The organism is Hymenobacter sedentarius, from assembly GCF_001507645.1.
Classification (GTDB): Bacteria; Bacteroidota; Bacteroidia; order Cytophagales; family Hymenobacteraceae; genus Hymenobacter; species Hymenobacter sedentarius.
Window position 1 is genome coordinate 3,761,428 of sequence record NZ_CP013909.1, and the last position, 22,697, is coordinate 3,784,124.

At 61.1% G+C, this 22,697-nt stretch carries 23 protein-coding genes; 10 read left to right on the forward strand and 13 right to left on the reverse strand.

The window, feature by feature from the left end; translation table 11 throughout:
- The first annotated feature begins 223 nt into the window (after nt 1-223).
- The gene (locus AUC43_RS15515) at nt 224-487 is read left to right on the forward strand and encodes an ATP-binding protein (protein ID WP_157781119.1); all 264 of its coding nucleotides are present in this window, start codon (nt 224-226) and stop codon (nt 485-487) included.
- A gap of 104 nt (nt 488-591) precedes the next feature.
- Nucleotides 592-1,107 carry a DUF4112 domain-containing protein gene (locus tag AUC43_RS15520; protein ID WP_068195640.1) on the forward strand — a complete coding sequence of 172 codons (516 nt, stop codon included), beginning with the start codon at nt 592-594 and terminating at the stop codon, nt 1,105-1,107.
- Between the two features lie 3 nt (nt 1,108-1,110).
- On the opposite strand, the gene AUC43_RS15525 is transcribed toward AUC43_RS15520, so the two are convergent.
- From AUC43_RS15525 to AUC43_RS15545, 6 genes are all read right to left on the reverse strand, one after another.
- Nucleotides 1,111-2,175 (reverse strand): chemotaxis protein CheB, encoded by a 1,065-nt coding sequence (locus AUC43_RS15525; protein WP_068195643.1) that lies wholly within the window; start codon nt 2,173-2,175, stop codon nt 1,111-1,113.
- A complete protein-coding gene (locus tag AUC43_RS15530; protein WP_068195646.1) occupies nt 2,172-2,645 on the reverse strand; it encodes an integrase core domain-containing protein in 474 nt (157 codons plus the stop codon). The genes AUC43_RS15525 and AUC43_RS15530 overlap by 4 nt, the downstream gene beginning before the upstream one ends.
- Nucleotides 2,646-3,033: 388 nt before the next feature.
- A complete protein-coding gene (locus AUC43_RS21065) occupies nt 3,034-3,210 on the reverse strand; it encodes a hypothetical protein (RefSeq protein WP_157781120.1) in 177 nt (58 codons plus the stop codon).
- Between the two features lie 20 nt (nt 3,211-3,230).
- On the reverse strand, nt 3,231-3,716 hold the full coding sequence (locus tag AUC43_RS15535) for a nuclear transport factor 2 family protein (protein ID WP_082685126.1): 486 nt from the start codon (nt 3,714-3,716) through the stop codon (nt 3,231-3,233).
- A 223-nt stretch (nt 3,717-3,939) separates the two neighbouring features.
- A complete protein-coding gene (locus AUC43_RS15540; protein ID WP_068195651.1) occupies nt 3,940-5,007 on the reverse strand; it encodes a hypothetical protein in 1,068 nt (355 codons plus the stop codon).
- A 132-nt stretch (nt 5,008-5,139) separates the two neighbouring features.
- Entirely contained in the window at nt 5,140-6,129 is a 990-nt protein-coding gene (locus AUC43_RS15545) for an alkaline phosphatase family protein (RefSeq protein ID WP_082685127.1), read from the reverse strand.
- A 395-nt stretch (nt 6,130-6,524) separates the two neighbouring features.
- On the opposite strand from AUC43_RS15545, the gene AUC43_RS21725 reads away from it, so the two are divergent.
- Complete coding sequence (locus tag AUC43_RS21725) at nt 6,525-6,656, forward strand: hypothetical protein (RefSeq protein ID WP_257721710.1); 132 nt, start codon at nt 6,525-6,527, stop codon at nt 6,654-6,656.
- Here the strand turns inward: AUC43_RS21725 and AUC43_RS15550 are convergent.
- Nucleotides 6,653-6,856 carry a hypothetical protein gene (locus tag AUC43_RS15550; protein ID WP_068195657.1) on the reverse strand — a complete coding sequence of 68 codons (204 nt, stop codon included), beginning with the start codon at nt 6,854-6,856 and terminating at the stop codon, nt 6,653-6,655. The two genes, AUC43_RS21725 and AUC43_RS15550, sit on opposite strands and share 4 nt — an antisense overlap.
- Nucleotides 6,857-7,012: 156 nt before the next feature.
- Between AUC43_RS15550 and AUC43_RS15555 the strand changes: the two genes are divergently transcribed.
- Nucleotides 7,013-7,441 carry a DUF1810 domain-containing protein gene (locus tag AUC43_RS15555; protein ID WP_068195660.1) on the forward strand — a complete coding sequence of 143 codons (429 nt, stop codon included), beginning with the start codon at nt 7,013-7,015 and terminating at the stop codon, nt 7,439-7,441.
- On the opposite strand, the gene AUC43_RS15560 is transcribed toward AUC43_RS15555, so the two are convergent.
- The 5 genes from AUC43_RS15560 to AUC43_RS15580 form a co-directional block, all read right to left on the reverse strand.
- Nucleotides 7,438-8,358, reverse strand: coding sequence for an adenylate/guanylate cyclase domain-containing protein (locus AUC43_RS15560; RefSeq protein WP_068195663.1), 921 nt, complete (start codon nt 8,356-8,358; stop codon nt 7,438-7,440). The two genes, AUC43_RS15555 and AUC43_RS15560, sit on opposite strands and share 4 nt — an antisense overlap.
- A gap of 379 nt (nt 8,359-8,737) precedes the next feature.
- Nucleotides 8,738-11,944 (reverse strand): cyclic nucleotide-binding domain-containing protein, encoded by a 3,207-nt coding sequence (locus AUC43_RS15565; protein ID WP_068195668.1) that lies wholly within the window; start codon nt 11,942-11,944, stop codon nt 8,738-8,740.
- A gap of 80 nt (nt 11,945-12,024) precedes the next feature.
- Nucleotides 12,025-13,014, reverse strand: coding sequence for a YitT family protein (locus AUC43_RS15570; protein ID WP_082685128.1), 990 nt, complete (start codon nt 13,012-13,014; stop codon nt 12,025-12,027).
- A 326-nt stretch (nt 13,015-13,340) separates the two neighbouring features.
- A complete protein-coding gene (locus AUC43_RS15575; RefSeq protein ID WP_068195671.1) occupies nt 13,341-15,524 on the reverse strand; it encodes an ATP-binding protein in 2,184 nt (727 codons plus the stop codon).
- A 173-nt stretch (nt 15,525-15,697) separates the two neighbouring features.
- Nucleotides 15,698-16,108 carry a hypothetical protein gene (locus AUC43_RS15580; RefSeq protein ID WP_068195672.1) on the reverse strand — a complete coding sequence of 137 codons (411 nt, stop codon included), beginning with the start codon at nt 16,106-16,108 and terminating at the stop codon, nt 15,698-15,700.
- 281 nt (nt 16,109-16,389) lie between these two features.
- Here AUC43_RS15580 and AUC43_RS15585 point away from each other — a divergent pair, with 281 nt between their 5' ends.
- From AUC43_RS15585 to AUC43_RS15610, 6 genes are all read left to right on the forward strand, one after another.
- The gene (locus tag AUC43_RS15585) at nt 16,390-16,854 is read left to right on the forward strand and encodes a hypothetical protein (protein WP_157781121.1); all 465 of its coding nucleotides are present in this window, start codon (nt 16,390-16,392) and stop codon (nt 16,852-16,854) included.
- A gap of 42 nt (nt 16,855-16,896) precedes the next feature.
- Nucleotides 16,897-17,499: a TMEM175 family protein gene (locus AUC43_RS15590; RefSeq protein WP_068195678.1), complete on the forward strand. Its 603-nt coding sequence runs from the start codon at nt 16,897-16,899 to the stop codon at nt 17,497-17,499.
- Between the two features lie 237 nt (nt 17,500-17,736).
- Complete coding sequence (locus tag AUC43_RS15595; RefSeq protein WP_068195680.1) at nt 17,737-19,452, forward strand: M28 family metallopeptidase; 1,716 nt, start codon at nt 17,737-17,739, stop codon at nt 19,450-19,452.
- A gap of 49 nt (nt 19,453-19,501) precedes the next feature.
- The gene (locus AUC43_RS15600; protein WP_068195683.1) at nt 19,502-20,269 is read left to right on the forward strand and encodes a hypothetical protein; all 768 of its coding nucleotides are present in this window, start codon (nt 19,502-19,504) and stop codon (nt 20,267-20,269) included.
- Between the two features lie 83 nt (nt 20,270-20,352).
- Nucleotides 20,353-20,985, forward strand: a complete 633-nt coding sequence (locus tag AUC43_RS15605; protein ID WP_068195687.1) for a hypothetical protein — start codon at nt 20,353-20,355, stop codon at nt 20,983-20,985.
- 115 nt (nt 20,986-21,100) lie between these two features.
- Nucleotides 21,101-21,691: a hypothetical protein gene (locus AUC43_RS15610; RefSeq protein WP_157781122.1), complete on the forward strand. Its 591-nt coding sequence runs from the start codon at nt 21,101-21,103 to the stop codon at nt 21,689-21,691.
- Nucleotides 21,692-21,973: 282 nt separating this feature from the next.
- Here the strand turns inward: AUC43_RS15610 and AUC43_RS15615 are convergent, their stop codons facing one another.
- Entirely contained in the window at nt 21,974-22,489 is a 516-nt protein-coding gene (locus AUC43_RS15615; RefSeq protein ID WP_068195692.1) for an NUDIX domain-containing protein, read from the reverse strand.
- Nucleotides 22,490-22,697 lie beyond the last annotated feature (208 nt).

The window sequence follows — 22,697 nt, forward strand, 5'->3', positions numbered from 1 at the left end:
AGGCTAGACATTTCCAGCGTTGCGCCCTACCGTGATGTTCGAATTGAGCGAGCAGCGCAAGCGTGATTTATTGGAATAGCGATGAGCGAAGTAAACCGCATTCTGACTCAATTTGTCGAAAGAAATAAGGCGCACTCGGTGCAATACGACTTTTTCGATAAGGTAAGCACGCTAAAATACTGCCAGTTAGTCCATGCGGATGTACTCAACCAAATGCCAAGGCATGAGCGAACTAAACACCCTCAGACACGCCAGCGGCGGCGCCCACCTGCGCATTCAGCTATGCCAGCAGGATGGCAACCTGGTACTAGTGGTAGAGGACGACGGCGGCGGGTTTGCCACGAGCCCGCCGCCGGACGGCACTGCCGCTCGGGGAATGGGCCTGCGCAGCATCGGCGTGCGGGTCGAGACGCTGGGCGCGGAACCGAAGCAGCACTCGGCGCCGGGCCTGGGTACCCGCACCCGCATACAATTGGCCCATCCGTAAGCCCGAAAGCCGGGTGCTGGGCAGCGCCGCCTGGTGCGGCTTGCTGGGTTAGGTGTCCTTCCTGCGTCGTGGGGCGTATAGGGCCTTAGCAGTTCCTTTAGCCCATGCCCCAGCCTTCCCGCCTGCCCGCCTCCGCCCCCTTCGACGCCGATGAGCGGCTGCGGTGGGTGGAGCGCATTGCCCATTTGATGGATAGCCAGTTCCGGCTGCCCGGCACCCGGTTCCGCTTTGGCCTCGACCCGCTATTGGGCTTGGTGCCCATTTTGGGCGACCTGTCGTCGACGGCCGTTTCGGTGGCCTTGCTGCTCACCATGCTGCGCCACGGTGCCAGCGGCGCGGTGGTGGTGCGCATGGCGCTTAACATCCTGCTCGATACCGTGGTGGGCGCCGTGCCGGTTTTGGGCAACCTGTTCGACTTTGCCTACAAAAGCAACGAGCGCAACGTGGCCCTGCTGCGCAGCCACTACGCCGAAGGCCGGTACCGCGGCAGCGGCAAAGGCCTGGTGGTGGCGCTGGTGCTGGGCTTCCTGGTGGTGCTGGGGCTGGTGGGCTGGGGCAGTGTTGCTTTGCTGGGCTGGCTATGGCACTACTTCGCGGCGCATCCGGTGCCGGGCACGTAGGTCTTAGCCCAACTTCTTTTTCTGAAACTGCAGGTCGCCGCTGAGGGATTCGTGGCGCAGAATGGACTCGTACACCACCCGGGCCTGCCGGCCGGTTTCGTCGGCTTTGTGGAAAAACAGCTGGGCCACGGCATCCTGTTTGTCTTCCAGAAAGTGCTGGCCGAGGCTTTGCAGGAGCATTTTGGTTTCCTCCAGCCCGCGCATGGACTGGTAGAGCATGCTCTCCACCGAGGCCGTGACCTCGCCCAGCAACGCACTCAGGGAGTAGGCGTGGCCGGTGTGGCAGCGGTAGCGAATCAACTTGCCTTCCATGAGCTGGGTAAGCGCGCCGTGGCAGTCGGGGCAGGTGAAAGGCGTGGGCTTGCCCTTATCGATGATGCCCAGCTCGAACCCGCCGCCCTGCTTGGCAATGGTCAGCTCCACCTGGAGCAGGTCCAGCTCGGCGGCCGGGAGGTGGGTTTTGGCAGGCGCGGCCTGCAGGGTGAGGCGCACCAGCAGCGTGCCCAGCTCCGCCAGCGGCACGATGTAGTCGGCCTTGACAAACTCCAGCGCGTTGGTGGGCATGGCCGGCGACTGCGCATCGGCCGGGTCCTGCACGATGGTGAGCCCGCCCATGCGCTGCACGCTCCAGAGGCCAGAGGTGCCGTCGTCGAGGTAGCCGGTGAGCACCACGCCAATCACGCGGGGCCCGAAGGTGTAGGCCGCCGAGCGGAACAGCGCGTCGATGGAGGGCCGGAACCGGTTTTCTTTCGGCCCCCGGGTCACGAGCACCTTATCGCCTTCCAGCAGCAGGTGGTGGTCGGGCCGGGCCACGTAAATGATGCCGGGCTGGAACGTCTCGCCGTTGTGCGGGTGCTTGGCCGGCAGGGCCGAAACCGCACTGAGCAGCTGGGGCAGGATGCTGGGCGAATCGGGCGCAACATGCTGCACCACAAAAATAGGCGCCGGGAAGTCAGCCGGCAGGGTTTTGACCAGCTCCAGCAGCGCCGAGACCCCGCCCGACGAGGCTCCAATCACCACAATGTCGCGGTGGTGTTTTCCGTTCTTGCCGGCTAGTGGAGCGGTCATGGCGTGCTTAAAAATGCCCTTGTGTTTCTAAGCGTACGCAAAACCCACCCCTCCGGTCTACCGCCCCTAGCGGACGCCATGAGGCGGGACATTGATTGAAGATGGGTTTCGAAGTGGGTGGGCGCGAGATTGCCGAAGGCGGAATGCCGCCGCCCGGCATTGTAATAGGCGATGTACTGGCTGACTTCCAGCCGCGACCCCGTCAGGTTGGCAAAGCGGCCGCCGTCGAGTAGTTCGGTTTTGAGGCGGCTCCAAAAGGATTCGGCGTGCGCGTTGTCGTAGCAGTTGCCGCACCGGCTCATGCTTTGCGTGAGGTCGTGGCGTGCCAGCAAGTGCTTAAAATTGGTGGCCGCGTACTGGCCGCCCTGGTCGAAGTGCACCACGAGCCTCGGCGCGACCCGCAGCACCAGACAGAGCTGGCGCACGGGCACGTGGGCCCGGCGGTGGGCTATGTGCCGGAAGGTGCTCACCGGGCCAGCTGGGCGAAAATGCGCTTATAGCATTTGGGAGACCAACGCTTTTTTTAAATGTCGAGCTCCTGCTCGGCCCGCTTGAGGCGGGCGCGCAGGGCCCGCACTTCCGGGTCCCGGGCCACTTCCACGCTGCCCACTTCGGCCACGAGCTGCGCTTGCTACCAACGATAGAGCAGCTTGGGGCTGATGCCCTACCGGGTACAACCCAACTGCTGCGCCGCGGCTTGCGTGCTCCAGCTTTCGGTCGCCAGGCGCAACGCCCTGGCTTTAAAAGCATCTTTGCGCCGGCCTTCCAGCGACGTTTTGCTCTTTTTTGCTGTCATGACAGCAGGAATATACGTCCTACTTCTGGCCAGCCTAGCTAGACTACCTCGGATTTCCGGGTTCACTTATTGCGGTCCTGCGCCAGCAGCCGGTACAACCGTTTGGCCAGCTCCCCGGCCAGGCGGACCATTGGCTGGCTGATTTCCCGCGCGAACTTTTTATTTAGCTCGTTCAGGTCCGCAGGCAGGCCTACGACCCGCTTGGCCGGTGATTGACGCTCCGATTTGTACAAGGCCATAAAAACCAGGGGGCTTGGGCTTACATCGCCATTTGGTTGCTGCGCTGGAAGGCCTGCACCACGGCGGCCGTATCGGTGTACACCTGGAAGCGCTCTACTTTGCCGTCGCGCATCCGAAACACGTGCGCCCATTCTTCCTCGCTGATTTGCCCGGTGGTACGGGCCCGTCCTTTGGCGTAGCCCAGGGCCACCACGGCGTTGCCTTGGGCGATGCATTCCACGGTTTCGAAACGCTCGAAGTCAATGGCCTCGTGCAGCTTGGCAAAAAAAGTCGTCACCTGTTCCTGCCCGCGGTAGATGCCGGCATACGGCACGACCTGCGCGGGGCCGGGAATTACGAATTCAATGTCCTCGGTATACAGCTTCATCAAATTTTGGATATCGCCTTTCCTAAAAAGGTCATACCCTTCCTGAATTTTCTGGACGTTTTGCTGCTCGTTCATGGCCGTGTAAGTGAGAATTGGTGAAGGGTTGTACCTGCCCGCCATCTCTTCCCGCAACCCCATCGGCAACAGATGTTTTCAGCGGCCGCACCAACGTAAACAACTAGCGTTCAGCTACGTGGCCCGCTTCCTGAATTTACCGATTTTTGCTGATTTCCGCTTAGTTTTCAAACGAAGCTTGGCCGGTTTTTCGTCCCTGGGCTTCTGGTGGAAAGGCCCTTGCTTCAGCTCAATTTTCTGGAATCAACCTACTTGTTCAGGCAGCCCAAGAACGAAACTCCCGGGGTTAGTCAAACCCGCGCACGTTGGTGTACTTGCGTTGATTTAGGAGGCCGGCGCGCACGATGTGGCGCTCGAAGTCCTTGGGGTCATTCAGCGTTTTATAAAAGCCGTCGAGGTAGCGCGTGGCAAACTCTTTCTCCTCCAGGCTGAGGTAGGGGCACGCCAGATAGACGTTGTACATGGCTGCGCGCCGGGAATTGAACAGGTCCCGAACCAGAGCGTAGGTCTGGGGCGGGAAGTCGTAGCCCCGGAAAAGCCGCTGCCGGACCGACGTGATGCCGAGCTGCTCGGGCGGGACGGCGTACGGGGCCATCACCAGCCCGCTGTAGTCGAAGTCGTAGGGCACCGGCACGGGCGGGTGCTGCACGTTCTGCGTCAGCAGTCGGATGTTGTGCCGGTAGGGCACCGACCAATCCGTGTTGCCAATCATGTACTGGAACACGGCCATGGTGGCCATGGCCGTCTGGTTCATGTTTTCCATGCCGATGAAAAGCCGTTTCGGCACTTCCGTGGCCTGGTTGCGCCGGGCCAGGGCGTCGGCATTCTCCAGGAAAAAGGCGTAGTGCACCATGGTGCTGCGCCGGCCCCGGCTGTCCCGGTACGTAATGAGGCACAGCCGCGTGCGAAAGCTCATGTCCGTGAGGGCGTTGTAGAGCTTGTACACCAGGTATTCGCGCAGCGTGTACGTATCCGAGAGGCAATGCGTGATGAGCTTTAGCTCCCCTACCGGCCCGAAAATGTGGCTGGGCGTGGCCTCCGGCGGGAATTTTACCAGCAGCGGCGGAAACCCGCACACCGCGGGGTCTTTGCGGCGGTTTCCCCGCACCTTCACCTGCACGGCCAGGGTTTTGGGGCCCGCCGTGGCATCCCGGTAGGAAAGGACGGCCGGGTGGAGCCCCGTAGTCGCGCCCCGGTCATCAAGTACGGCATCGAGCGGCAGGTCGAGCGTTAGCTCAACGACATCGTCCCGGGCAAAAAAAGGGTTGTCGGGCGAGTACGCGCACGCCCGCTCGCGGCAGCCCGCCGGTATCGCGGGCGGCTGATAAAGCAGCAGGCTCAGGCTTGCCAGCACTGAAAGAAGCTGGGGTATCACAGCAACATCACCACTAAAAGCAGCCGCGACGAGCAGCGTGCTTCGTGAACCGATGAACGGGCAGGAACGGCCTACTCCGTTGGGATAAAATCCTTTAAATACAACCGATTATCAGCGTCTCAGCAAGCTCTCAATCACCTTTCCCTGGCCCTGCGGAAAGGGAAGCGCCAGCAAATACGCCACCGTAGACGGTATGTCGACCAAGGTGTAGGGCTCGGTGATGGTGCGGCCTTTTTTGAAATCCGGGCCCAGGGCCAGCAGGCTAATGTGCCGGCAGCCTTCGCAGGCGTCGCCGTGGTCTATCCAGCCGGTGGCCACGCCGTCGAGGTGCCGGCCGTGGTCGTTGGTGATGAGCAGCGTCGTGTTGTTGCGGTAGGCTTTGTTTTTGCGCAGGAAATCATACAGCTGCATGATGTACCGGTCGTCGCGCGCAATGCCCCGCAGGTAGTTGGGCCAGTTGCCGGCATGGGCAAAGCCGTCGGGCTCCATAAAACTGATGAGCACCAGGTTGGGCTGGTACTGGGTCAGAATGCGTTTGGCCGCCACCAGGGTCAGGGAATCGGCGCGGTAGCCGGTGCCCGGGCCGCTCACGCCGCAATCGAGCGATGGCGGGTACTGGTCCTTCCACTCCGGGTTCAGGGTATTGGCCAGAATGTGCAGCTTGTCTTTGCTGGTGATAAGCCAGGCGGCGCTGGCGGGCTTGCCGGTGGCTTTGCGCCAGAGCTGGAAAATGGAAGGATTGGCGGGTAGCTCCTGGTCGAAATTGTCGATGGGCTGGTTGACGCCCGTGGTGATGGCCGTGTGCCCGGAGTTGGTGTAGGTGTAGGCGTTGTTGTAAAAGCTGGAAAAGAACACCCCCTGGGGCCTCAGCTTAGTCGCCATATTGGGAATCAGGCCCGGCGTGTTGCCCCAGGTCTCGGAATACCGGGGCCCGTCGATGACCACAATGATGACGTTTTTGGTGCGAATGCGCTTTTTGGGTGGCGCAAAGCCCACGAGCAAGAGCAGCAGCCAGCAAAAGAGCCAGAATACATACGTTGGCCCACCGGAGCCACGAGTATGGTGGCGGCTCCGCCGCCCGAGGGGTGCAAAGAATGCCATGGCACTCGACGGATTAAGTAGAAAGCCTGCCACCAAATTGCCAACCTTCTCAAATTGGCGGAAGCCTATTAAAAACTAGCTAACAAGCGGATTGGAAGGAAAATACCAGCACAACGCTCTATCGAATAATGTTTTATCTCAACTACATTGCTTTTGCTGCTGCCATCAGGGGCAGCTGGTTACCGTTTCCTAGCTCAATTTCATAGCGTCATTTCAGGACCAGCTGCCACTTCGGGATAGGGAACCCAGATACACCCGCTCTGCTCGGCCGTAAGCCCCTCTGATAAATATAATATTCTTTATCAATAAAACAAAATGCGCAGGCGCTGTCCATGGGGTCGCCCTGGCTGCTTGGGTTAATTTAAACGGCTAAGTCATATAGTCTCCCCAGTTTGATGGAGGAAGCCTGCTATCGGGTGCAGGAGCACTCCAGGCACGCCGATGCCGCCCAGCCGCTGCCCCGCCTGCCGAAATTCCGGCAACGCCTTCAAAGCCCCAACCCGCACCACGGAGCCGCCGCGCACTAGCGCCGGCCCTGGGCGGCCAGCACAGCCAGCGTTTCCCGGTGGCGCCGCTCAGCCAAATCCTGGCTGCGCGAAGCCACGGCCCAGATGGCCGCCGGAATCCACCCGATGAGGGTGAGATGGAGCACCCCGCAAACGATACCCTTCAACAGGTGGCCGTTGAGAATCATCGAGATACCGGGTAATAATATCGCAAGCAGCATAGGAAGAGAGAGGAGAAATGCAGGCGCAAACCTACAGCATCGAAGTTGCTTTTTTAGAAGGCCGGCCAGAAACGGATGCACAGGCACTTCTGCCCTGCCGCATGATAAGACGAACCAAAGCAGGTCACCTGAGCAGGAAGTTCCGTATGAGGTCTCATGACCGACGCCCCATCCCTGCAACGCTTCCTGGACGCCCAGGCAGAAGCATACCCCACGGCCCTGGCGGAAATCCAGCGGGGCAAGAAACAAAGCCACTGGATGTGGTACATCTTTCCGCAGCTGCAGGGGCTGGGCTTTAGCTCCACGGCTCAGTACTATGGCTTGACAGGGGCCCGCGAGGCCGAGGCCTTCCTGCAACACCCTGTGCTGGGGCCGCGGCTGGTGCGCATCAGCGAGGCTTTGCTGGGGCTGCCTGGCAACGACGCGACGCGCATTCTGGGCAGCCCGGACGATGTGAAGCTTCGCTCGTGCATGACCTTGTTTGCGTCCTTGCCCCACGCCCACCCCGTTTTTCAGCAGGTGCTGGCCAAGTTCTTTCAAGGCCAGCAGGACCCCAGCACCCTGCGCCTTTTAGCCCAACGCTAAGCTCCGGCCGCCTGGGGCAGCAGCACTTCGTAGAGCTGGTACTGGCCGGACTTGCCTTTGAGAGCGCGCGAGCAGCTGCGGTGAATGAACAAGTCGGAGCCGGCGGCCTGCACCACGGCTTCGGAAACCAGAAACTGCGTGCCCAGCTCCTTGTTCGTGCTTTCGATGCGGCTGGCCAGGTTCACGTTGTCGCCGATGGCGGCCAGCTTGCGCGAGGCGCCCTCCCCCACGTGGCCCACCACCACGGGCCCGTAGTGCAGCCCGGCCCGCACCCGGAAGGTGCGGCCGTACATCTGCTGGAGGTAGGGGTTGAGCCGGTCCAGGGCCTGATACATGGCCTGCACGGCCGCCAGGGCGTCGGCCACGGCCTCGGCGGGGCGCTCCAGGCCAAACACCACCAGCAGGCCGTCGCCCACGTAATCGACGAGGTAGCCGTGGTGCGCGGCAATGGCCTCGTTCATGAGCCGGAAATAGCGGTTCAGCACGTGGATGGTGTCGTAGGGCGGCAGGGCCTCGGCAAAGGGCGTGTAGTTTTCGATGTCGGTGAAGAGGATGGCCAGCTGCTTTTCTTCGCCCAGGCGCTGGCCCGGCGCTTCCAATTCCTGACGCGTCATGGCCAGGTCCAGCGCGTCGACCACGGGCCGGCGTATTTCCACATCTCCCTGCACGCAGGTCTGGCAGGCCAGCCGAACTTCGGCGGGCAGGCGCAGCTTATCGGCTAGTTCCTGTTCGGCGGCGTTTCGCGGCAGGCAATTTTCCAGCCCCTGCAGCACCACCACCCGGCATGTGGAGCACTTGGCCCGGCCGCCGCAGGCGTGCACGTGCGGAATGCCGGCACTTAAAGTGGCCTGTAGTATCGATTGCCCGGGCTCGATGGGAATGGTCTGGCGGTCGGGCAATACCTGCAGGGAAGGCATACGGGCAAGGGAATAGGAAGACAACCGGAAGCGCCAATGCGCAAGCTATGGCACCAAGGTAGGTACGGAGCAAGCACGAGGAAAGTCGATACCGCCAGCCGCACCAGCCGCGGGCGCCCGCCGGTACCCGGGCGCCCGCGGTTTCCTCCGCCCCCTACCAGTGGGTCAAAAACGTCCCTTTGCTCATTGCTTGCTGCTGAGAAACGGGACTATCTGGAGCGGCTTGGTAAAGCGGCGGCGGCAACCTTTCGCCGCTGCGGGTTGAGCTAAAACTTCTTCCCGAAAAACACCAAGGCCATCCCCGAACCGGGAATGGCCTTGGTGTTGGGCGATACTGCTTACCCGCTACCGGATGATTGGGGGTTTGCCCTTTCAGCCATCAGGTTTCAGCTGGCATAATGGTTTGCATCTTTTCGTTTTGCCGACGCAGGCGCTGGCACAGCACCCGCATCACATTGCGCACTACTTCGGGGCATTCTTCCATCACGTCGTAGAAGTCTTCCTGGTCGATGCGGAAGGCCACCACCTTGCACATGGCCTGGGCAGTGGCCGAGCGGGCTTCGGCGTCGAGCAGGGCCAGCTCGCCAAAGAATTCGCCTTTGCGGAAGGTGGTCAGGTGGTGGGAACCATCAAAAATCCCCACCTCGCCTTCGCTGATGATGAACAGCGAGGTGCCGAGATGCCCTTTCGCAAAAATCTGCTGCTCGGGCTGGAAAGCAACTTCTTTCATTATCGGCATGATGGTACTGAGTATGTTTTCGGGGGTTTCGGCAAACAGCGTGGTGCCTTTGAGCATCAGCACACGCTCACGCGCCGAAACGCTGGATGTGGGGCCTTGAGGTGACATGAGCAGGGAGGCAACAGATGGGAACAGGCTGATTAATTGGTCGTAGGCGGCGGGCCGCTGAATGGGCAGCTGCCGCAGCACCGCAATGGCATTTTCCTGAATCAGCAAATTGGTGCTTTCCAGGTGCGGGTAGAGGTAGGCCACGGTATCGGGCTGCGGGTGCCACTGTTGCAGCGCCAGGCTAATAGTCCAGATGGAGAAAGCAGCCGTGCCCCCGCGCACGATGACGGTCTGGATGCTTTCCGACGCTTTGGTGGGGCCCAGCAAATCATCAAACTTCCGCACCTTGTCGCGCAGCCGGCCCACGTCGAGCATGGCCTGCAGCCCGTGGTACAGCGGCCGCGGAATCAGGTTATCGAGCATTTCGAGGGCGTTGGCCTGCCGCTCGCCGGCGGTGTGGGCCACGCCGCGCTGGGCGTCCAGGATGGGCTGCCGCTCATACACCTGCCCCAGCAGCCCAAAAATGCGCTGCTGGCCTTTGCGCAGCTCGTAGCGGAGGGCCGCCCGGAGCTCGGCGTTGGCGGCCACCATGCCGTGCAGCAGCTGCTGAGCCAGCCGCATCTCCTCCTCCACCAAGCGCTGAAACAGAGGCGTATCGGCCGCTTCCGTGGCAAAGGAGCTCAGGGCGCGCAGCGCGGCGGCGCGGCCCACGAGGTTGGGGCCCTGGGCCAGCTCCACCAGCAGCTGGCGGGCCGCGGGCGTGGCCAGGTGCGCGCATACCTGGGCCAGGCTTTGGAAGCCGCGGGAGTCCGTTTCGCGGGCCAGCGCCTGCTTCAGCAGCGGCAGACTGGCCGCGCCAATCTTCACCAGCCCGGTGGTGGCATGTTTCTGCACGGCCTTGATGCGCAGCAAGGCAATGAGCTGCTTCATCAGGGCCTGGTTGGAAGTTTCGGCCGCGGCCTGCACCGCCGCCGACACCACCGTCGGGTCGGGGTTGCAGAGGCTGCTGGAAACCAACTCCACCTGCTGCTCCGGCGTGAGCAGGTCGACCAGGGCCAGGGCGGCGAGGCGGGAGCTGGTTTCGTCGGAAGCCACGATGGCGGCGAGGCTGGCCCGGGCCGGGGCATCGGCGGGCGCGGTTTCGAGCCGGCCCCGAATGGCGCCTTTGCGCACGGCCAAGTCGGGGTGCTCCAGCAAATCGGTGGCTTCGGGGTGGTGGCTGGCCAGCGAGCTGGCCGTTTCGCGCAGGGCCGGGTCGGGGTCGGCCAGGGCCAGGCGGCGCAGCAGGGCCACATCGGCCGACTGGCCCACCACGCTCAGCACCCGGTGCCGCACCCGGCTGTCCGCGTGCTTGAGCAGGTGTTCGGCGTGTTTCACCACCGCGGCCGCCTCGGCTTTGTGCAGGTAATCAATGGCCCGGATGGCATCCGTGGGGCTAATGCGCGAGCCGTTGTACTCCGTTTCCGGCTGGAAGTGCAGGGCCGAGTCCGAGGCTGCATCTGTGGTAAAGCGCAGGCCCAGCGTGCGCTTTAGCTCGTCGATATACGTCCAGTAGGTGCGCTGCAGCAGGAAGACGGACCCGAGCAGCAGCAGCCCCATCCACACAAACGGCACCCACAAGTTGAGCTCCGGGAGCTGCGGCAACCCCAGCAGCAGCAGGCCGCCCAGCCCCAGGCCCAGTGGCTCGTAAAACCCTTTCACGAGGGAGTGGCCTTCCAGCCGCTCGGGCGCCGCCAGGGGCTGCAGCAGCACCAGAAACACCGGCTCAAACACGGCCCGCCGCAGCACTTCCAGCACCAGGTAGAGGCCGCCGAAATAGGCCATCAGGGTGGCGGGGCCCAGGTGGGCCGATTGCAGCACCCCAAACAGCAGCACCCCGGCAAAGGCCAGCAGCGGCAGCAGCGCCAAGGTCCAGCGCACGCCCAGCCGGTCGAGGCTGTGGCGCGAAAAGCCCAGCTTAAACAGCATGGCCAGCATGTAAGTGAGGGCCAGCACGCCGCCCACGTACTGCAGTATGGTGGTCTGGTCCTGCAGCTTGTACTTCACGTTCACGAAGAACAGGTACTCCACCCCCGCGGCCACGGCCGCAATGGCCGTGAGGCTCAGGCCCATGGCCCGCACCAGCGGGCTGGCCCCGAAAAACCGCCGGAACAGCAGGGTCAGCTCCCGGCCCGATTCGCGCACCGGCCCCGGCCGGGCCACCACCGCCTGGGCCCGGAACGTGGCCCGCTGAATGAACAGCGCCAGCAAGTAGAAGGCCGACGCCGTGAGCAGCAGCGCGTAGAGCGCGTTGTGGGCGTGCACGAAGATGGTGAGCACCGCGCCGAGGGCCTTGGCCGGCATGTCGCCGGAGCTAATCACGCTGAACAGCCGCCGCCCCTGCCGCACGTTGAACACCACCGCCGACATGCCCCAGAACTCCAGGTTGGTGAGCAGGTAAATGAGGCGGTAGCCCGTCATGATGGCCACGGCCGCTACCACCGAAGGCCCGCGCAGCAGCACCAGCCCGAGCACCAGCGTGAGCACCACCGTCACCAGGAGCGTGCGCACGGCCAGCGAGCTGAGCTGCAGCTTGCGCTCGTAGTAAGCGTATAGCCGGCCCACCACCATCATGGCCACGGCGCCGGCGCAGTAGGCCAGCGGCAAGTTGCGCTCCGGGTGCTCGGCCAGCAGCAGCACGTTGGCCGCCACGTACACCAAGATGGTGCCGAGGCCGAGCAGAAAATTGTGCACAAAAAACAGCCAGACCGTCTTGGTCTCGCTTGGCCGAACTCCCAGAAAACGGTACCACTTTTCCATGATATTTTTCTGATTTAAGCAAGGCTCCGGCAGTGTTGCTTCAGCAGCAAAGACGCTGCTTTCGGGCCGGGGCTGCGGCGCTAGCGCAAAGGGTGCTTCTTGATGAGCCCTCCCTTCATGTCGCTCACGCTTTGCATGACGATGAAGGCATGCGAGTCAATTTTATAGATTTCGTCCACCAGGCTAACCACTTCCAGGCGCGTGACCACCGTGAAAATCGCCTCCACCTTGAGGTGCTGGTGCCCGTGGGTGCCGTAGCCCTGGGTGCATTCGTACACCGTGGCCCCGCGGCGGAGCTTGTCGGTTATCATCCGCCGGATTTCGTTGCTGTGAAACGAGATGATGGTCAGGCCGGTGTATTCTTCGATGCCCACGAGTACAAAATCCACCGTGCGAGCTGCCGATAGATACGCCAGGATGGAATACAGGGCCGTTTCTATCGACAGCAGCCAGGCCGCCACCCCGAAGATGACAATGTTGATTACCAGCACAATATCACCAATGGAGATGGGCAGCTTGCGGCTGAGGTAGAGGGCCAGGATTTCGGTGCCGTCGAGCACGCCGCCGCCGCGCATGGCCAGCCCAATGCCCGCTCCCAGAAAGAAGCCGCCGAACACCGCAATCAGGAGCTTGTCTTGGGTGAGGGCCGGAAAGGAAACCACCAGCAAGGTCCCGGCCAGCGCCAGAATGGTAAGCAAGGTCTTGATGGCGAACTTCTTGCCAAGGTGGTAATAGCCCAGCCCAATAAACGGAATGTTGATTAAGACAATCAGCAGCGACAAGGGCACGCCGGTGAGCTGGCTCACCAGCAGCGAAACGCCCGTTACGCCGCCGTCGATAAAGCCGTTGGGCAGCAGAAACCCTTTCAGGCCCAGCGCTGCCGAAAACATCCCCGCCGCCAGGAAAAACCCCTGCACCAGCCACTGCCCCACGGCCTGCAGCGAAATGCTAGGCAGCGGGCCCGTGGCGGTGGCGGGCTCTGCCACTACTCCCCCGCTGGCCGCCGGCGCGGCCTTCCGGGCCAGCTTTCGGGTGCGAAAGCGCGGGGGAAGAAATTGTTCGAGTAACATCACACCCAGCAAAAGCCTGGTAATTACAACGAAAAGCTGCCTGAGCTACCAGCGTACCGCGGCCATTGGCGCCGGATAAACCATAGAAGCACAGCCTATTGCCAGTAACTTTTGCTGGCACCTTAGAGTTCAAAGCGCCAGCCAAGCCGTTGGCATTGGCTTGTGGCGGGCGCCTGTTCTGCTTCCTCCTATCGAGGAAGGCAGGGGATGAGCTTGGTCCGGGCCTCCCGCCCAGCCCACCAAGGGCCCGCCCAGGCCAGTGGTAATTTATGGGGCAGGAAACCTCCTAAAGATATAAAATTAATTTAAAAAAAAGGCAGAATAGTTCAGATTTGTTGCGCCATTTCGTTTACGCTTACGGGCAGCGAAATCCGGAATTGTGAGTATTTCCCTTCCTCGCTTTCCACCTCCATGGAGCCGCCGTGCTCTTTGGTCACGATGTCGTAGCTGAGCGACAGGCCCAGGCCCGTGCCCTCGCCGGGGGGCTTGGTGGTGAAGAAGGGCTGGAACACCTTGGCCTGCACGCCCGCCGGAATGCCGTTGCCATTGTCGCGCACCAGAATCTGGACGGTACTGGCGGTGCGCCGGGTTTGCACGCACACTTCGGGGCGGTAAGTTTCGCCGAGCTGCCGGCTTTTTTCGGCCACGGCATAGAAGGCGTTGGTGAGCAGGTTGAGCAGCACCCGGCTCAGGTCCTGGGGCACCACCCGCAACGGCAGCATGCCCGGGTCGAGGTCGGAGATAAGCACGGCGGTAAAGTTCTTTTCCTTGGCCCGCCAGCCGTGGTAAGCCAGCCGCAAGCTGTCCTCGACCAGCGCGTTCAGGTCCGTGACCTGGGGCTCGCCGTTGCTCGAGCTGGAGTGCTCCAGCATGCGCTTCACAATGAGGTCGGCGCGGTGGCCGTGCTCATGAATCTTGCTTTGATTCTGGGTCAGTTCCTGCAGCAGCTGGTCGATGGTGTGCTTGCCGCCCACCGTGAGGGGCTCCTTGGCCAGCTCCATTTCCAGCTCGGCCGCCAGCTCCACGCTCAGGTCCGAGAAGTTGGTGACGAAGTTGAGCGGGTTTTGAATTTCGTGGGCCACGCCGGCCGTCAGCTCGCCCAGCGAGGCCATCTTCTCGCGCTGCACCAGCTGGGCCTGGGTGGTTTTCAGCTCGGTGAGGGTGCGGTCCAGGGTGTCGCGGTGGGCGGCTATTTCCACGTTCTTTTCCCGCAGGCGGCGGTTGGTGCGCAGCTTCAGGAAGATGTTGCGCAGCAGCAGCGCTGCCAGCAGCACCACGCCCAGCAGCCCGGCCAGCAGGCCGTAGAGCTGCATGCGCTGCCGGGCGGCCGTTTGGGCCTGCAGCTCCCGGGTTTTGGTGAGCAAGTTTATCTGGGCCTGCTTGCGGTCCAGCTCGTACTCGTAGCGCAGGGCGCTGGTACGGCGCTGGGTGTCTTCGCCCGATAGCGAATCGTTGTAGGCCATGTGTAGGTTACGGTAGCGGTAAGCCTGCTCAAAGTTGCGGCGTAAGGCATAGGCGCGGGCCAGAATGTCGGCCGCTTTGCGAATGTTGTCCTTGCTGCGGGCTTGCTTGCTGAGCGTCAGGCTCTGGTGCGCCAGGGCCAGGGCGCTGTCGGGCTGCTGGGCCAGCAGGTAGGCCTGGGCCAGCATCAGCTGCACCAGGGGCAGGTTGTAGTCGTCGTGGGTGGCCTGCACCAGCTGCCGGGCCCGGAGCCCATGCGCCAGCGCCTCGGCCTGGTGGCCCAGCATGCCGTGCACTTGGGCCAGGCTGGTTTCGTTGCCTATCTCCCCCGACGTGTCGCCCAGCTCCCGGCTCAGGGCGAGGGCCCGCTGGTAGTACGCCAGGGCCTGGGGCCATTTGCGGAGCTGCTCGTACGAGTTGCCCAAGCCGTTGAGGGCCGTGAGCACCACTTGCTTGTCGCCGCTGCGCTCCCCCCTTTTCAAGACCACCCGCAGCACCGCCAGCGCTTCGGCATAATTGCCCATGGAGTAGTAGATGTCGCCCAAATTGGCTTCGAGGCGCGTCACCGTCTGGGCATCGCCGGCTTTTTCGGCTAGCGGCAGGCCTTTGAGGGCAGCGGCCAGGGCCGGCGCCGGGTTGCCCTGCAGCATGTGAATCAGGCTCAGCTGCAGCCACGCTTTTCCCTGCCCGCGGGAGTCGGCACGGCTCTGAAAGAGGCGCTGGGCCTGCAGGGCATACGTGCGGGCCGGCTCGAACTGGCTTTGGCGGCGCAGCCCGATGCTGATGGCCAGTCGCGCTTCGCCCTCGCCCCGGGCGTCGTGCTGCTGCCGGGCCAGGGCAAGCGCCTGGTAGCTCAACTTCGTGGCCTGGGCGGCGTCCGTGGCCCGCAGCTCCTGAGCCCGGGCCAAGAGCCGGCGCACGCCCGCCGTATCCGGCCCTGGCCGTTGCGGCTGGGGCGGGCTCGCGCGCCGAGCCGCTTGCGCGAAAGCGGGTGCTGGCAGCGGCAGCTGAGCCAGCCCAAGGAGAAAGAGAACAAGGTATGCTTTCATGCGCAGGCACTAAAAATCGAGACTACTCCAAGCCGACAAGCACCTGGCCTTTTTCATCTTGCGAAGGAAAAGTCCGGGATGCCTGCCACCCCTAAGCCACGGCTTCTTGGCTAAGCTGGCTTCTTTCATGCCCCAATTGCGCCGCAGCATGGCTACCTTGTTAAGACTGCGAATCAGTAATTTGGATTGTGAATCACCCCCAATGAATCTGATTCAGTCAGCATTTCTGTGCTGCCCCCTAAGCTTTTAGTGGCTTGTAAGTAGACGCTGAAGAAGGTGGTCTTACCTGGAGACACGTCCTTCCCTTTGCTGTAATACTCTGGCAAGCAGCGTTTTTCCTCCTTGATTTCTAGTTTAAGTCGCTCCGTTAACTCCGTGTAAAGGTCGTCGAAGTCCTTTTGCTCTTTGCAATGAACAAACGTGTGGCTGCCAGTGCCATCCCCAGCGTTTAATTGCAAGGCATTTCCGGGCAGCCCCCATTCTGCGCCCTTGGGTGTTTTGGCCCCTTCTTTCTTAAGCCCCTTGTCTATCAAGGCAATCAAGTCGGCTACGATAGCTCCAGGAGCATGAAGTGTAGTATCCATTTTCGTAAGGGTAAAGGTTAGGAAGGTGTGAGAAGGCGTTTCAATGCTGCGCTTAAGTTACTGAAATACTTTGAATTAATCATTATAGAATATTATTTAATCTGCCAATTGTTATGCTTTGCCCAAGCACAGCTCGTCTTTGCATCGGCTTCACCTTCACTATATGAACTTATTGCCATATATTAGAAATATATAGCTAAGTTTGAGCGCTAACCCGGAAAGCTGAGCTTTTTTCCCAAGCTATTTCGTAGCAGCTTTACTCCTTGTTAACCACCACCTCTATGCGTTACGCCTACCTTCTTCCGCTTGCCCTTGTGATGGGCTGCGCCGCTACTGAAAAACCAACTGCTGAAACGCCTGCCGTAACCCGCGCCCTGAAAGTGGACCGCGCCTTCGACGTGCCTGCCCTGCTGGGCATGAACGCCAATCAGATTGCCCAACCGCTAACCGGCCAGTCCATTCGGCCCGACCACGACCGCACGCCCCGCGAGTCGGCCACGGGCGGCACGGAGGCCCTGTTTACCTACTGGCGCGACACCACGGCGCTGGAAGTCAGCTACAACCCGGAAACGCTGCACGTTAACAGCTACTTTATCAAGACCAGGTCCGGCCACGCATCGGACTACAATACGCTGCTGAAACTGGCCAACGTCAGCCGGTTCGATAAGCGCCTGACCATCGAGCCCATCGCCTCGGTAGCCAACCCCAAGGTTTACACCGGCGTGAAATTGGTGCCGCTGCAGTAGCCCAGGGCCCCGTTGGCTGCGCTTCCTGAGTAAGTTGCGCCCATGCACAAAGGACGACTCGAAGCTTTCAGCGATGGCGTGCTGGCCATCATCCTCACCATCATGGTGCTGGAAATCAAGGTGCCGCACGGGGGCGATTTTGCGGCCCTGAAACCGCTGCTGCCCACGGTGTTGAGCTATGTGCTGAGCTTCATCTACATCGGCATTTACTGGAACAACCACCACATGATGCTGGCGGGCACCACCCGGATTTCGGGCGGCATCCTGTGGGCCAACCTGCACCTGCTGTTCTGGCTTTCGCTGGTGCCGTTCGTCACCGGCTGGATGGGCGAAAACCACTTTGCCCGGGCCACCCTGGTGATGTATGGCGTGGTGCTGCTCATGGCCGGGCTGGCTTACTTAATAATGCAGAACTGCATCATTGCCATCGAAGGGCCCAATTCGGTGCTGGCTCACGCCATTGGGCGCGACCTGAAGGGCAAATCATCGGGCCCGCTCTACGCCGCGGGAATAGCTGCCAGCTTCTGGAACCCGTGGGTGGCGGGCGGCATCTACATCGGCGTAGCGTTGATGTGGCTGATTCCGGACCGGCGGATTGAGCGGACGCTGGCGGCGGGCAAAGCAGCGCAGAAACAAACCGATTAACAGCTACGTCGCGGTCCCATTCCATTCGGCTACAGCTTCTTCGGCCGCGCTGGTGCTGAATGACGCCTGGCCATTTTCTGACTTACCAAGGCATGCTGTCGCATCAACAGGAGTAGTTCGTTAGCCACCAGGCAACCAGAATATTCACCTTACGGCCGCGCCTGCTGGGTGCAAGTAAGAATGTCGAGTACCTTGAGCCGGTAAACCCCGCCGCTTTGGTGGACAGCTCAACTTCTTATGACGCTCCTCTCCTCTTTGCACTCGCTCCCGTTTCGGCTGTTGCCGGCCGGGCTGCTGGCTCTGTCGTTGGCCGCTTGCCAATCTAACTCCACCAAGGAAACCGCTACGACGGCGGCCACCCCGCCCGTGGCGGCCGCGGCGGGCGACTCCGCCGCGATTACCGCGGCAGAAATGGGCAGCTACCTCAAAGCCGTGTCCTCGGATGAAATGCAGGGGCGCAAGCCGTTTACGGAGGGCGAAGAGCGCATTACCAACTACCTGGCGGCGCAGTTCAAGCAGCTGGGCCTGCAGCCCGGGCCCAGCGGCAGCTACTTCCAGCCGGTGCCCATGGTGGAAATTAGCGTAGCGCCGGCCCCGACAATGCAGATTGCCGGCAAAGGCCAGCAGCTGACCTTGCAGTACAAGACCGATTACGTGGTATTTACGCAGCGCGAGCAGCCCACCGTGGCCGTCACCAACTCGCCCCTGGTGTTTGCCGGCCACGGCGTGGTGGCGCCCGAATACGGCTGGGACGACTACGCCGGCCTCGACGTGAAGGGCAAAACCGTGGTGGTGCTGGTGAATGACCCGGGCAACGCCGGCAACGACAGCACGCTCTTCAAGGGCAAGGCCATGACCTACTACGGGCGCTGGACCTATAAATACGACGAAGCTGCCCGCCACGGGGCCGCGGCAGTGCTCATCATCCACGACACCAAGCCCGCCGCCTACCCCTGGAGCGTGGTGCTGAGCGGCGCCATGGGCCCCAAGCTGCGCCCCCAAACGCCCGACCGCGGCGCAGGCAAGTGCGCCATGGAAGGCTGGCTGACGCTCGATGCCGCCAAACGCGTCTTCACGGCCGCCGGCCAGAACTACGAGGCCCTCTACGCCGCGGCCAACCAGCGCGGTTTCCGGCCCCGGGCCCTGGGCCTCAGCATGAGCACCAGCCTGCAAAACAAGCTCCGCCGCCAGACCTCCAAAAACGTGCTGGCCGTGCTGCCCGGCACCACCCGCGCCGGTGAATACATCATCTACTCGGCCCACTGGGACCATTTCGGCGTGGGCAAAGCCATTGCCGGCGACTCCATCTACAACGGCGCCGTGGACGACGGCACCGGCCTGGCCGCCCTGCTCAGCATCGCAAAAGCCTTCCAGACGGCCAAGGAGAAGCCCGCCCGCAACATCGTGTTCCTGGCCGTGACCGGCGAAGAGCAGGGCCTGCTGGGCTCGGCCTACTACGCACAGCACCCGCCGTTCCCGCTGGCCAAAACCGTGGCCGACCTCAACATGGACATGCTCTGGCCCTACGGCCGCATGAAGGACCTTACCATCATCGGCTACGGGCAGTCGGAGCTCGAAGACTACGCCCGCGCGGCTGCCAAGGAGCAGGACCGGTACGTGCTGCCCGACCAAACGCCCGAAACCGGCATGTTCTACCGCTCCGACCACTTCAATTTCGCCCACGTGGGCGTGCCCTCGCTCTACGCCAGCGGCGGCTACGAGAGCCGCGCCCACGGCAAGGAGTACATCGCCGAAAAGCGCCAGAACTACACCACCAATATGTACCACAAGCCCGCCGACCAAATGGACCCCAGCTGGGACCTCAGCGGCGTGGCCGAAGATGCGCAACTCTACTTCCGCGTCGGCCAGCGCCTGGCCAGCGAAACCTCGTTTCCGAAGTGGCGCGAAAGCTCAGAGTTTAAGGGTGCGCGGGAGAAGATGGTGGGGAAGTAGCCGGGCGACACGGACGGGGCTTTACCTAACAAGCAGTTGCTCCACTTTTATGATAAAAGCACCTCTCCTCCTGCTATTGCTGCTCACTATGTGCTCTGCTCCGCAGCAGCCCAACTTTCGCGAATGCCCTTGCACACATACAGACCCTGAAAAACGGTTGTACAGCCAAGTACTGAATGAGCTTATCGAGCAACGTTTTTACGGTTCTTACTTACCCGATAGTGCCCGTGAGCTAATTTTTCAAGAGCTAAACAAGCAGTTTTCGCCAGACAGCTTTAATGAAAGGGATACCGCTTTAGCCAAGCGCTACGAAAGGGTCAAAAAGAGTTTGGAGGCGAGTCAGCAAAATCGTCTTTTTAACGACAGCGCTAAATTTAAAACGTTTTATCTGGATACGGATTCAAGCCGAAGGGTTTTGTCTTTCGTCAGCTTAAAGCCAGAAGACCCGCTGATAGATTCAGTCTTTTTACGGCATTATGTGAAGCTTAATGCCATAATTGCTCAGGTTACTCCTAGTGAAAAGCAGATAACCGCCACGCAGCTAAGTATGCTGCAGCAAAATATTTCCGCACCTAATTTTCAGCTTTGCACTGCAAAAATTGCCTCACAGCCTGCACCTTCCAGTAAAAGACCATGGTCAAGGGAGCTTGGCACTGTTCGCTTTTCAAAAATCGTATTCAATGCTACTAAAACCAAAGCGGTAGTGAGGTATGATTGGATTTGTGGAGGCAAGTGTGGCTTTGCAGAAGTCCTATTGGTAGAAAAAATCAACTCCAACTGGCACATTAAGCAAGCGGAGATGCTGTGGATTGCCTAAGTTCGACAGTTTTAGGAATGATTAAATGGTGTGACCTACCGAAATTTGCCTGAACCGGATTCATTTTCACCGGTCTATTCCACGTGCCTGATACCACTCCTGCCACTGGCCCTACCGGCCCCACCCTGAATGATTTTGCCAGCTTCTACCTCTACGGCCTCACCAACAACCCCTACCAGCAATCCGCTGACATTGCGAAGTTTGGCGAACTGTACAACCTCGTCATCGGTGCCCACGGCGGCTTGAGCATCGGCAGTTCCTTTCACCCGTATCAGTTGCTGAATCCCGCGGGGGTGTCGGTGTGGTACACGGCTTTCGCGCAGTTCTACGCCCAGCCCAACCGCATCGAAATGTTTGGGGAAATGACCCTGGAGCAAGCCCAGTTTCTGGTGGCGCCCCCGGCCTCATTTGCCGAGTTTAACGTGTGGCCCGACACCCGGCTGACCAGCACTGAAAACCCGGTTTTCAGCCGCTATATACCCTTCGTGCTGCCGTTTCTGGTGCGCAAAAGCCCGGACGCGCTGCGCTGGGACGCCGAATTCGCAGCCGCCGACGGTGACCGGGAACGCCTCGGCTGGTATCTGGAGGCCGTGAAGCAGGCCATCCAATTCGTGCAGCCCGCCCCCGCCATTGTGCTGGGCTTTGGGGAATTTGACGAGCAGCACCCGGAGGGACTGATTGAGCGATTTATGAGTTACCGCGAAATGCTGAAATAGATGAATGCTTCGGGACAGCACGGCCGGGTTTATCGTGGCAGTCAGTTACTTTTGTGGGCTTAATTCCTTGTAGGTTGCCCGCAATCTTCCTGTACTCATTTATTTAGTCCCACCTATGCCCACTTTTCCTCTTTTAGTGCGCCGTCTACTCACCATTTGCCTCTTGAGCTTGCTGGCCGGCGGCGCCATGGCCCAGCCCACCGGCAAGGCCGCCAAAGGCCGCAAGCGCTACACGTTTGCCCAGAAAGATGCCGTGTCGCCCTACGTGCAGAACGTGACCAAAAACACCGACGAAGAGCAGGAAGTCGACGGTTCCTTTACCCGCCTGGGCTACCGCTCCTACAATGATTTGCTGACTGAAATCAACGCCTTAAGAAAACTGAAGGATTGGGCTGATACCACCTACCAGCGCCGCGTGGCTGCCATTCCCGCCGGCGGCGCCTTGCTGGTCACCATCCACCGCCAGGGCCCCAAAAACGCTGACTTAGCCAACCTCACGCTTACCGTTACCTCCAAAGACGGCAAGGAAGTCTTCGCCCAAACCCTGGAGCCCGGCAACGGCCGTTTCTTCGGCCGCGACCTCTACATGGCTCAACGCGCTATTCCATTCCCTAAAATGGATGCCCAGGAGCTGGCTGTCAGCATCCGCGATGCCAAGCTTTACCAGACGTTCGATTATATCTTGAACCTACCAGCAGCGCAATAGGGGAATTTCACCCCTTGCCTCTCTCCAAAAGAGAGGGGGCCTGACATCGCCTGTCATTGCGAGCGCAGCGCGGCAATCTTTCCTCTCCCTGCGACCAGCCCTGAGAAGTGATAAAGCCTTTTATGGAAAAAGCCCCGACACTGCACAGTGCCGGGGCTTTTCACATTATTAAGCTAGTCGCTGAGACCAGGACGGATTGCTTCGTCCTTCGTCCTCGCAATGACAGCACCGCGCCGCCGTGGCTCCCCTCTCTTTTGGAGAGGGGCTGGGGGTGAGGTTCCCCTACGACTTCCGCAGCCGCACCCACTGCACCGCAATTACCGTCTTGGCATCCTGCAGCGGCTCAGCCACCAGTTGGTCCCAAGTGAAGTCCACCATTTCAATATTCTCGTTTTCCTCAACCAGCCCGCCGCCATCGCCGCTGCGGTGGCTGACCTCGGCGTAGTACACGGTGATTAGTTCGGAGCTGGTGCCGGGCGAGGGCCACATGTCCACGATTTTTTCCAGCTTGTCGATTTCGTAGCCCAATTCCTCGTGAATCTCGCGGCGCACGGCCGTATCGGGGGTTTCGCCGCCGTCTATCATGCCAGCGGCTATCTCCAGGATTTCGGCTTCGGGGCCGATGCGGAACTGGCTGGTGAGCACGTACACCTGCCGGTCGGTGTCGTAGACCAGCGCGGCCACGGCCTTGCCGGGCGCAAACTGCTCGCGCTTGAGCTGGGTGTCGCCGTCCTGAACGATTAGTTGGTTGACTTTGTAATGGCCGTTGAATACGCGGCTCCGCTCAATAATCTGCATGGTGGGGAAGCAATGTTGTACCTTTGTAGAAACCAGGGCCGCCGTCGGAGCAGCCCGCCGCCCGGCTGTACCGGGCAAAGCCCCGCGCCTCGGCTGCCTCCGCAAGTAAGCGCACCTCACCCCAACTTCTCTTCATTCAGGGAACATGACGGCCTCCGACGAGCCGCCAACCCCGCCCACGCCTGGCGCACTCCGGCGTGGTCATGCC

What these genes read in the sequence shown, in the direction of transcription:
- AUC43_RS15515 (WP_157781119.1), top strand. Translation starts at nt 224, where the DNA reads ATGAGCGAACTAAACACCCTCAGACACGCCAGCGGCGGCGCCCACCTG.
- AUC43_RS15520 (WP_068195640.1), top strand. Translation starts at nt 592, where the DNA reads ATGCCCCAGCCTTCCCGCCTGCCCGCCTCCGCCCCCTTCGACGCCGAT.
- AUC43_RS15525 (WP_068195643.1), bottom strand. Translation starts at nt 2,175, where the DNA reads ATGACCGCTCCACTAGCCGGCAAGAACGGAAAACACCACCGCGACATT.
- AUC43_RS21065 (WP_157781120.1), bottom strand. Translation starts at nt 3,210, where the DNA reads ATGGCCTTGTACAAATCGGAGCGTCAATCACCGGCCAAGCGGGTCGTA.
- AUC43_RS15535 (WP_082685126.1), bottom strand. Translation starts at nt 3,716, where the DNA reads ATGGGGTTGCGGGAAGAGATGGCGGGCAGGTACAACCCTTCACCAATT.
- AUC43_RS15545 (WP_082685127.1), bottom strand. Translation starts at nt 6,129, where the DNA reads ATGGCATTCTTTGCACCCCTCGGGCGGCGGAGCCGCCACCATACTCGT.
- AUC43_RS21725 (WP_257721710.1), top strand. Translation starts at nt 6,525, where the DNA reads ATGGAGGAAGCCTGCTATCGGGTGCAGGAGCACTCCAGGCACGCCGAT.
- AUC43_RS15550 (WP_068195657.1), bottom strand. Translation starts at nt 6,856, where the DNA reads ATGCTGCTTGCGATATTATTACCCGGTATCTCGATGATTCTCAACGGC.
- AUC43_RS15555 (WP_068195660.1), top strand. Translation starts at nt 7,013, where the DNA reads ATGACCGACGCCCCATCCCTGCAACGCTTCCTGGACGCCCAGGCAGAA.
- AUC43_RS15560 (WP_068195663.1), bottom strand. Translation starts at nt 8,358, where the DNA reads ATGCCTTCCCTGCAGGTATTGCCCGACCGCCAGACCATTCCCATCGAG.
- AUC43_RS15565 (WP_068195668.1), bottom strand. Translation starts at nt 11,944, where the DNA reads ATGGAAAAGTGGTACCGTTTTCTGGGAGTTCGGCCAAGCGAGACCAAG.
- AUC43_RS15570 (WP_082685128.1), bottom strand. Translation starts at nt 13,014, where the DNA reads ATGTTACTCGAACAATTTCTTCCCCCGCGCTTTCGCACCCGAAAGCTG.
- AUC43_RS15575 (WP_068195671.1), bottom strand. Translation starts at nt 15,524, where the DNA reads ATGAAAGCATACCTTGTTCTCTTTCTCCTTGGGCTGGCTCAGCTGCCG.
- AUC43_RS15580 (WP_068195672.1), bottom strand. Translation starts at nt 16,108, where the DNA reads ATGGATACTACACTTCATGCTCCTGGAGCTATCGTAGCCGACTTGATT.
- AUC43_RS15585 (WP_157781121.1), top strand. Translation starts at nt 16,390, where the DNA reads ATGCGTTACGCCTACCTTCTTCCGCTTGCCCTTGTGATGGGCTGCGCC.
- AUC43_RS15590 (WP_068195678.1), top strand. Translation starts at nt 16,897, where the DNA reads ATGCACAAAGGACGACTCGAAGCTTTCAGCGATGGCGTGCTGGCCATC.
- AUC43_RS15595 (WP_068195680.1), top strand. Translation starts at nt 17,737, where the DNA reads ATGACGCTCCTCTCCTCTTTGCACTCGCTCCCGTTTCGGCTGTTGCCG.
- AUC43_RS15600 (WP_068195683.1), top strand. Translation starts at nt 19,502, where the DNA reads ATGATAAAAGCACCTCTCCTCCTGCTATTGCTGCTCACTATGTGCTCT.
- AUC43_RS15610 (WP_157781122.1), top strand. Translation starts at nt 21,101, where the DNA reads ATGCCCACTTTTCCTCTTTTAGTGCGCCGTCTACTCACCATTTGCCTC.
- AUC43_RS15615 (WP_068195692.1), bottom strand. Translation starts at nt 22,489, where the DNA reads ATGCAGATTATTGAGCGGAGCCGCGTATTCAACGGCCATTACAAAGTC.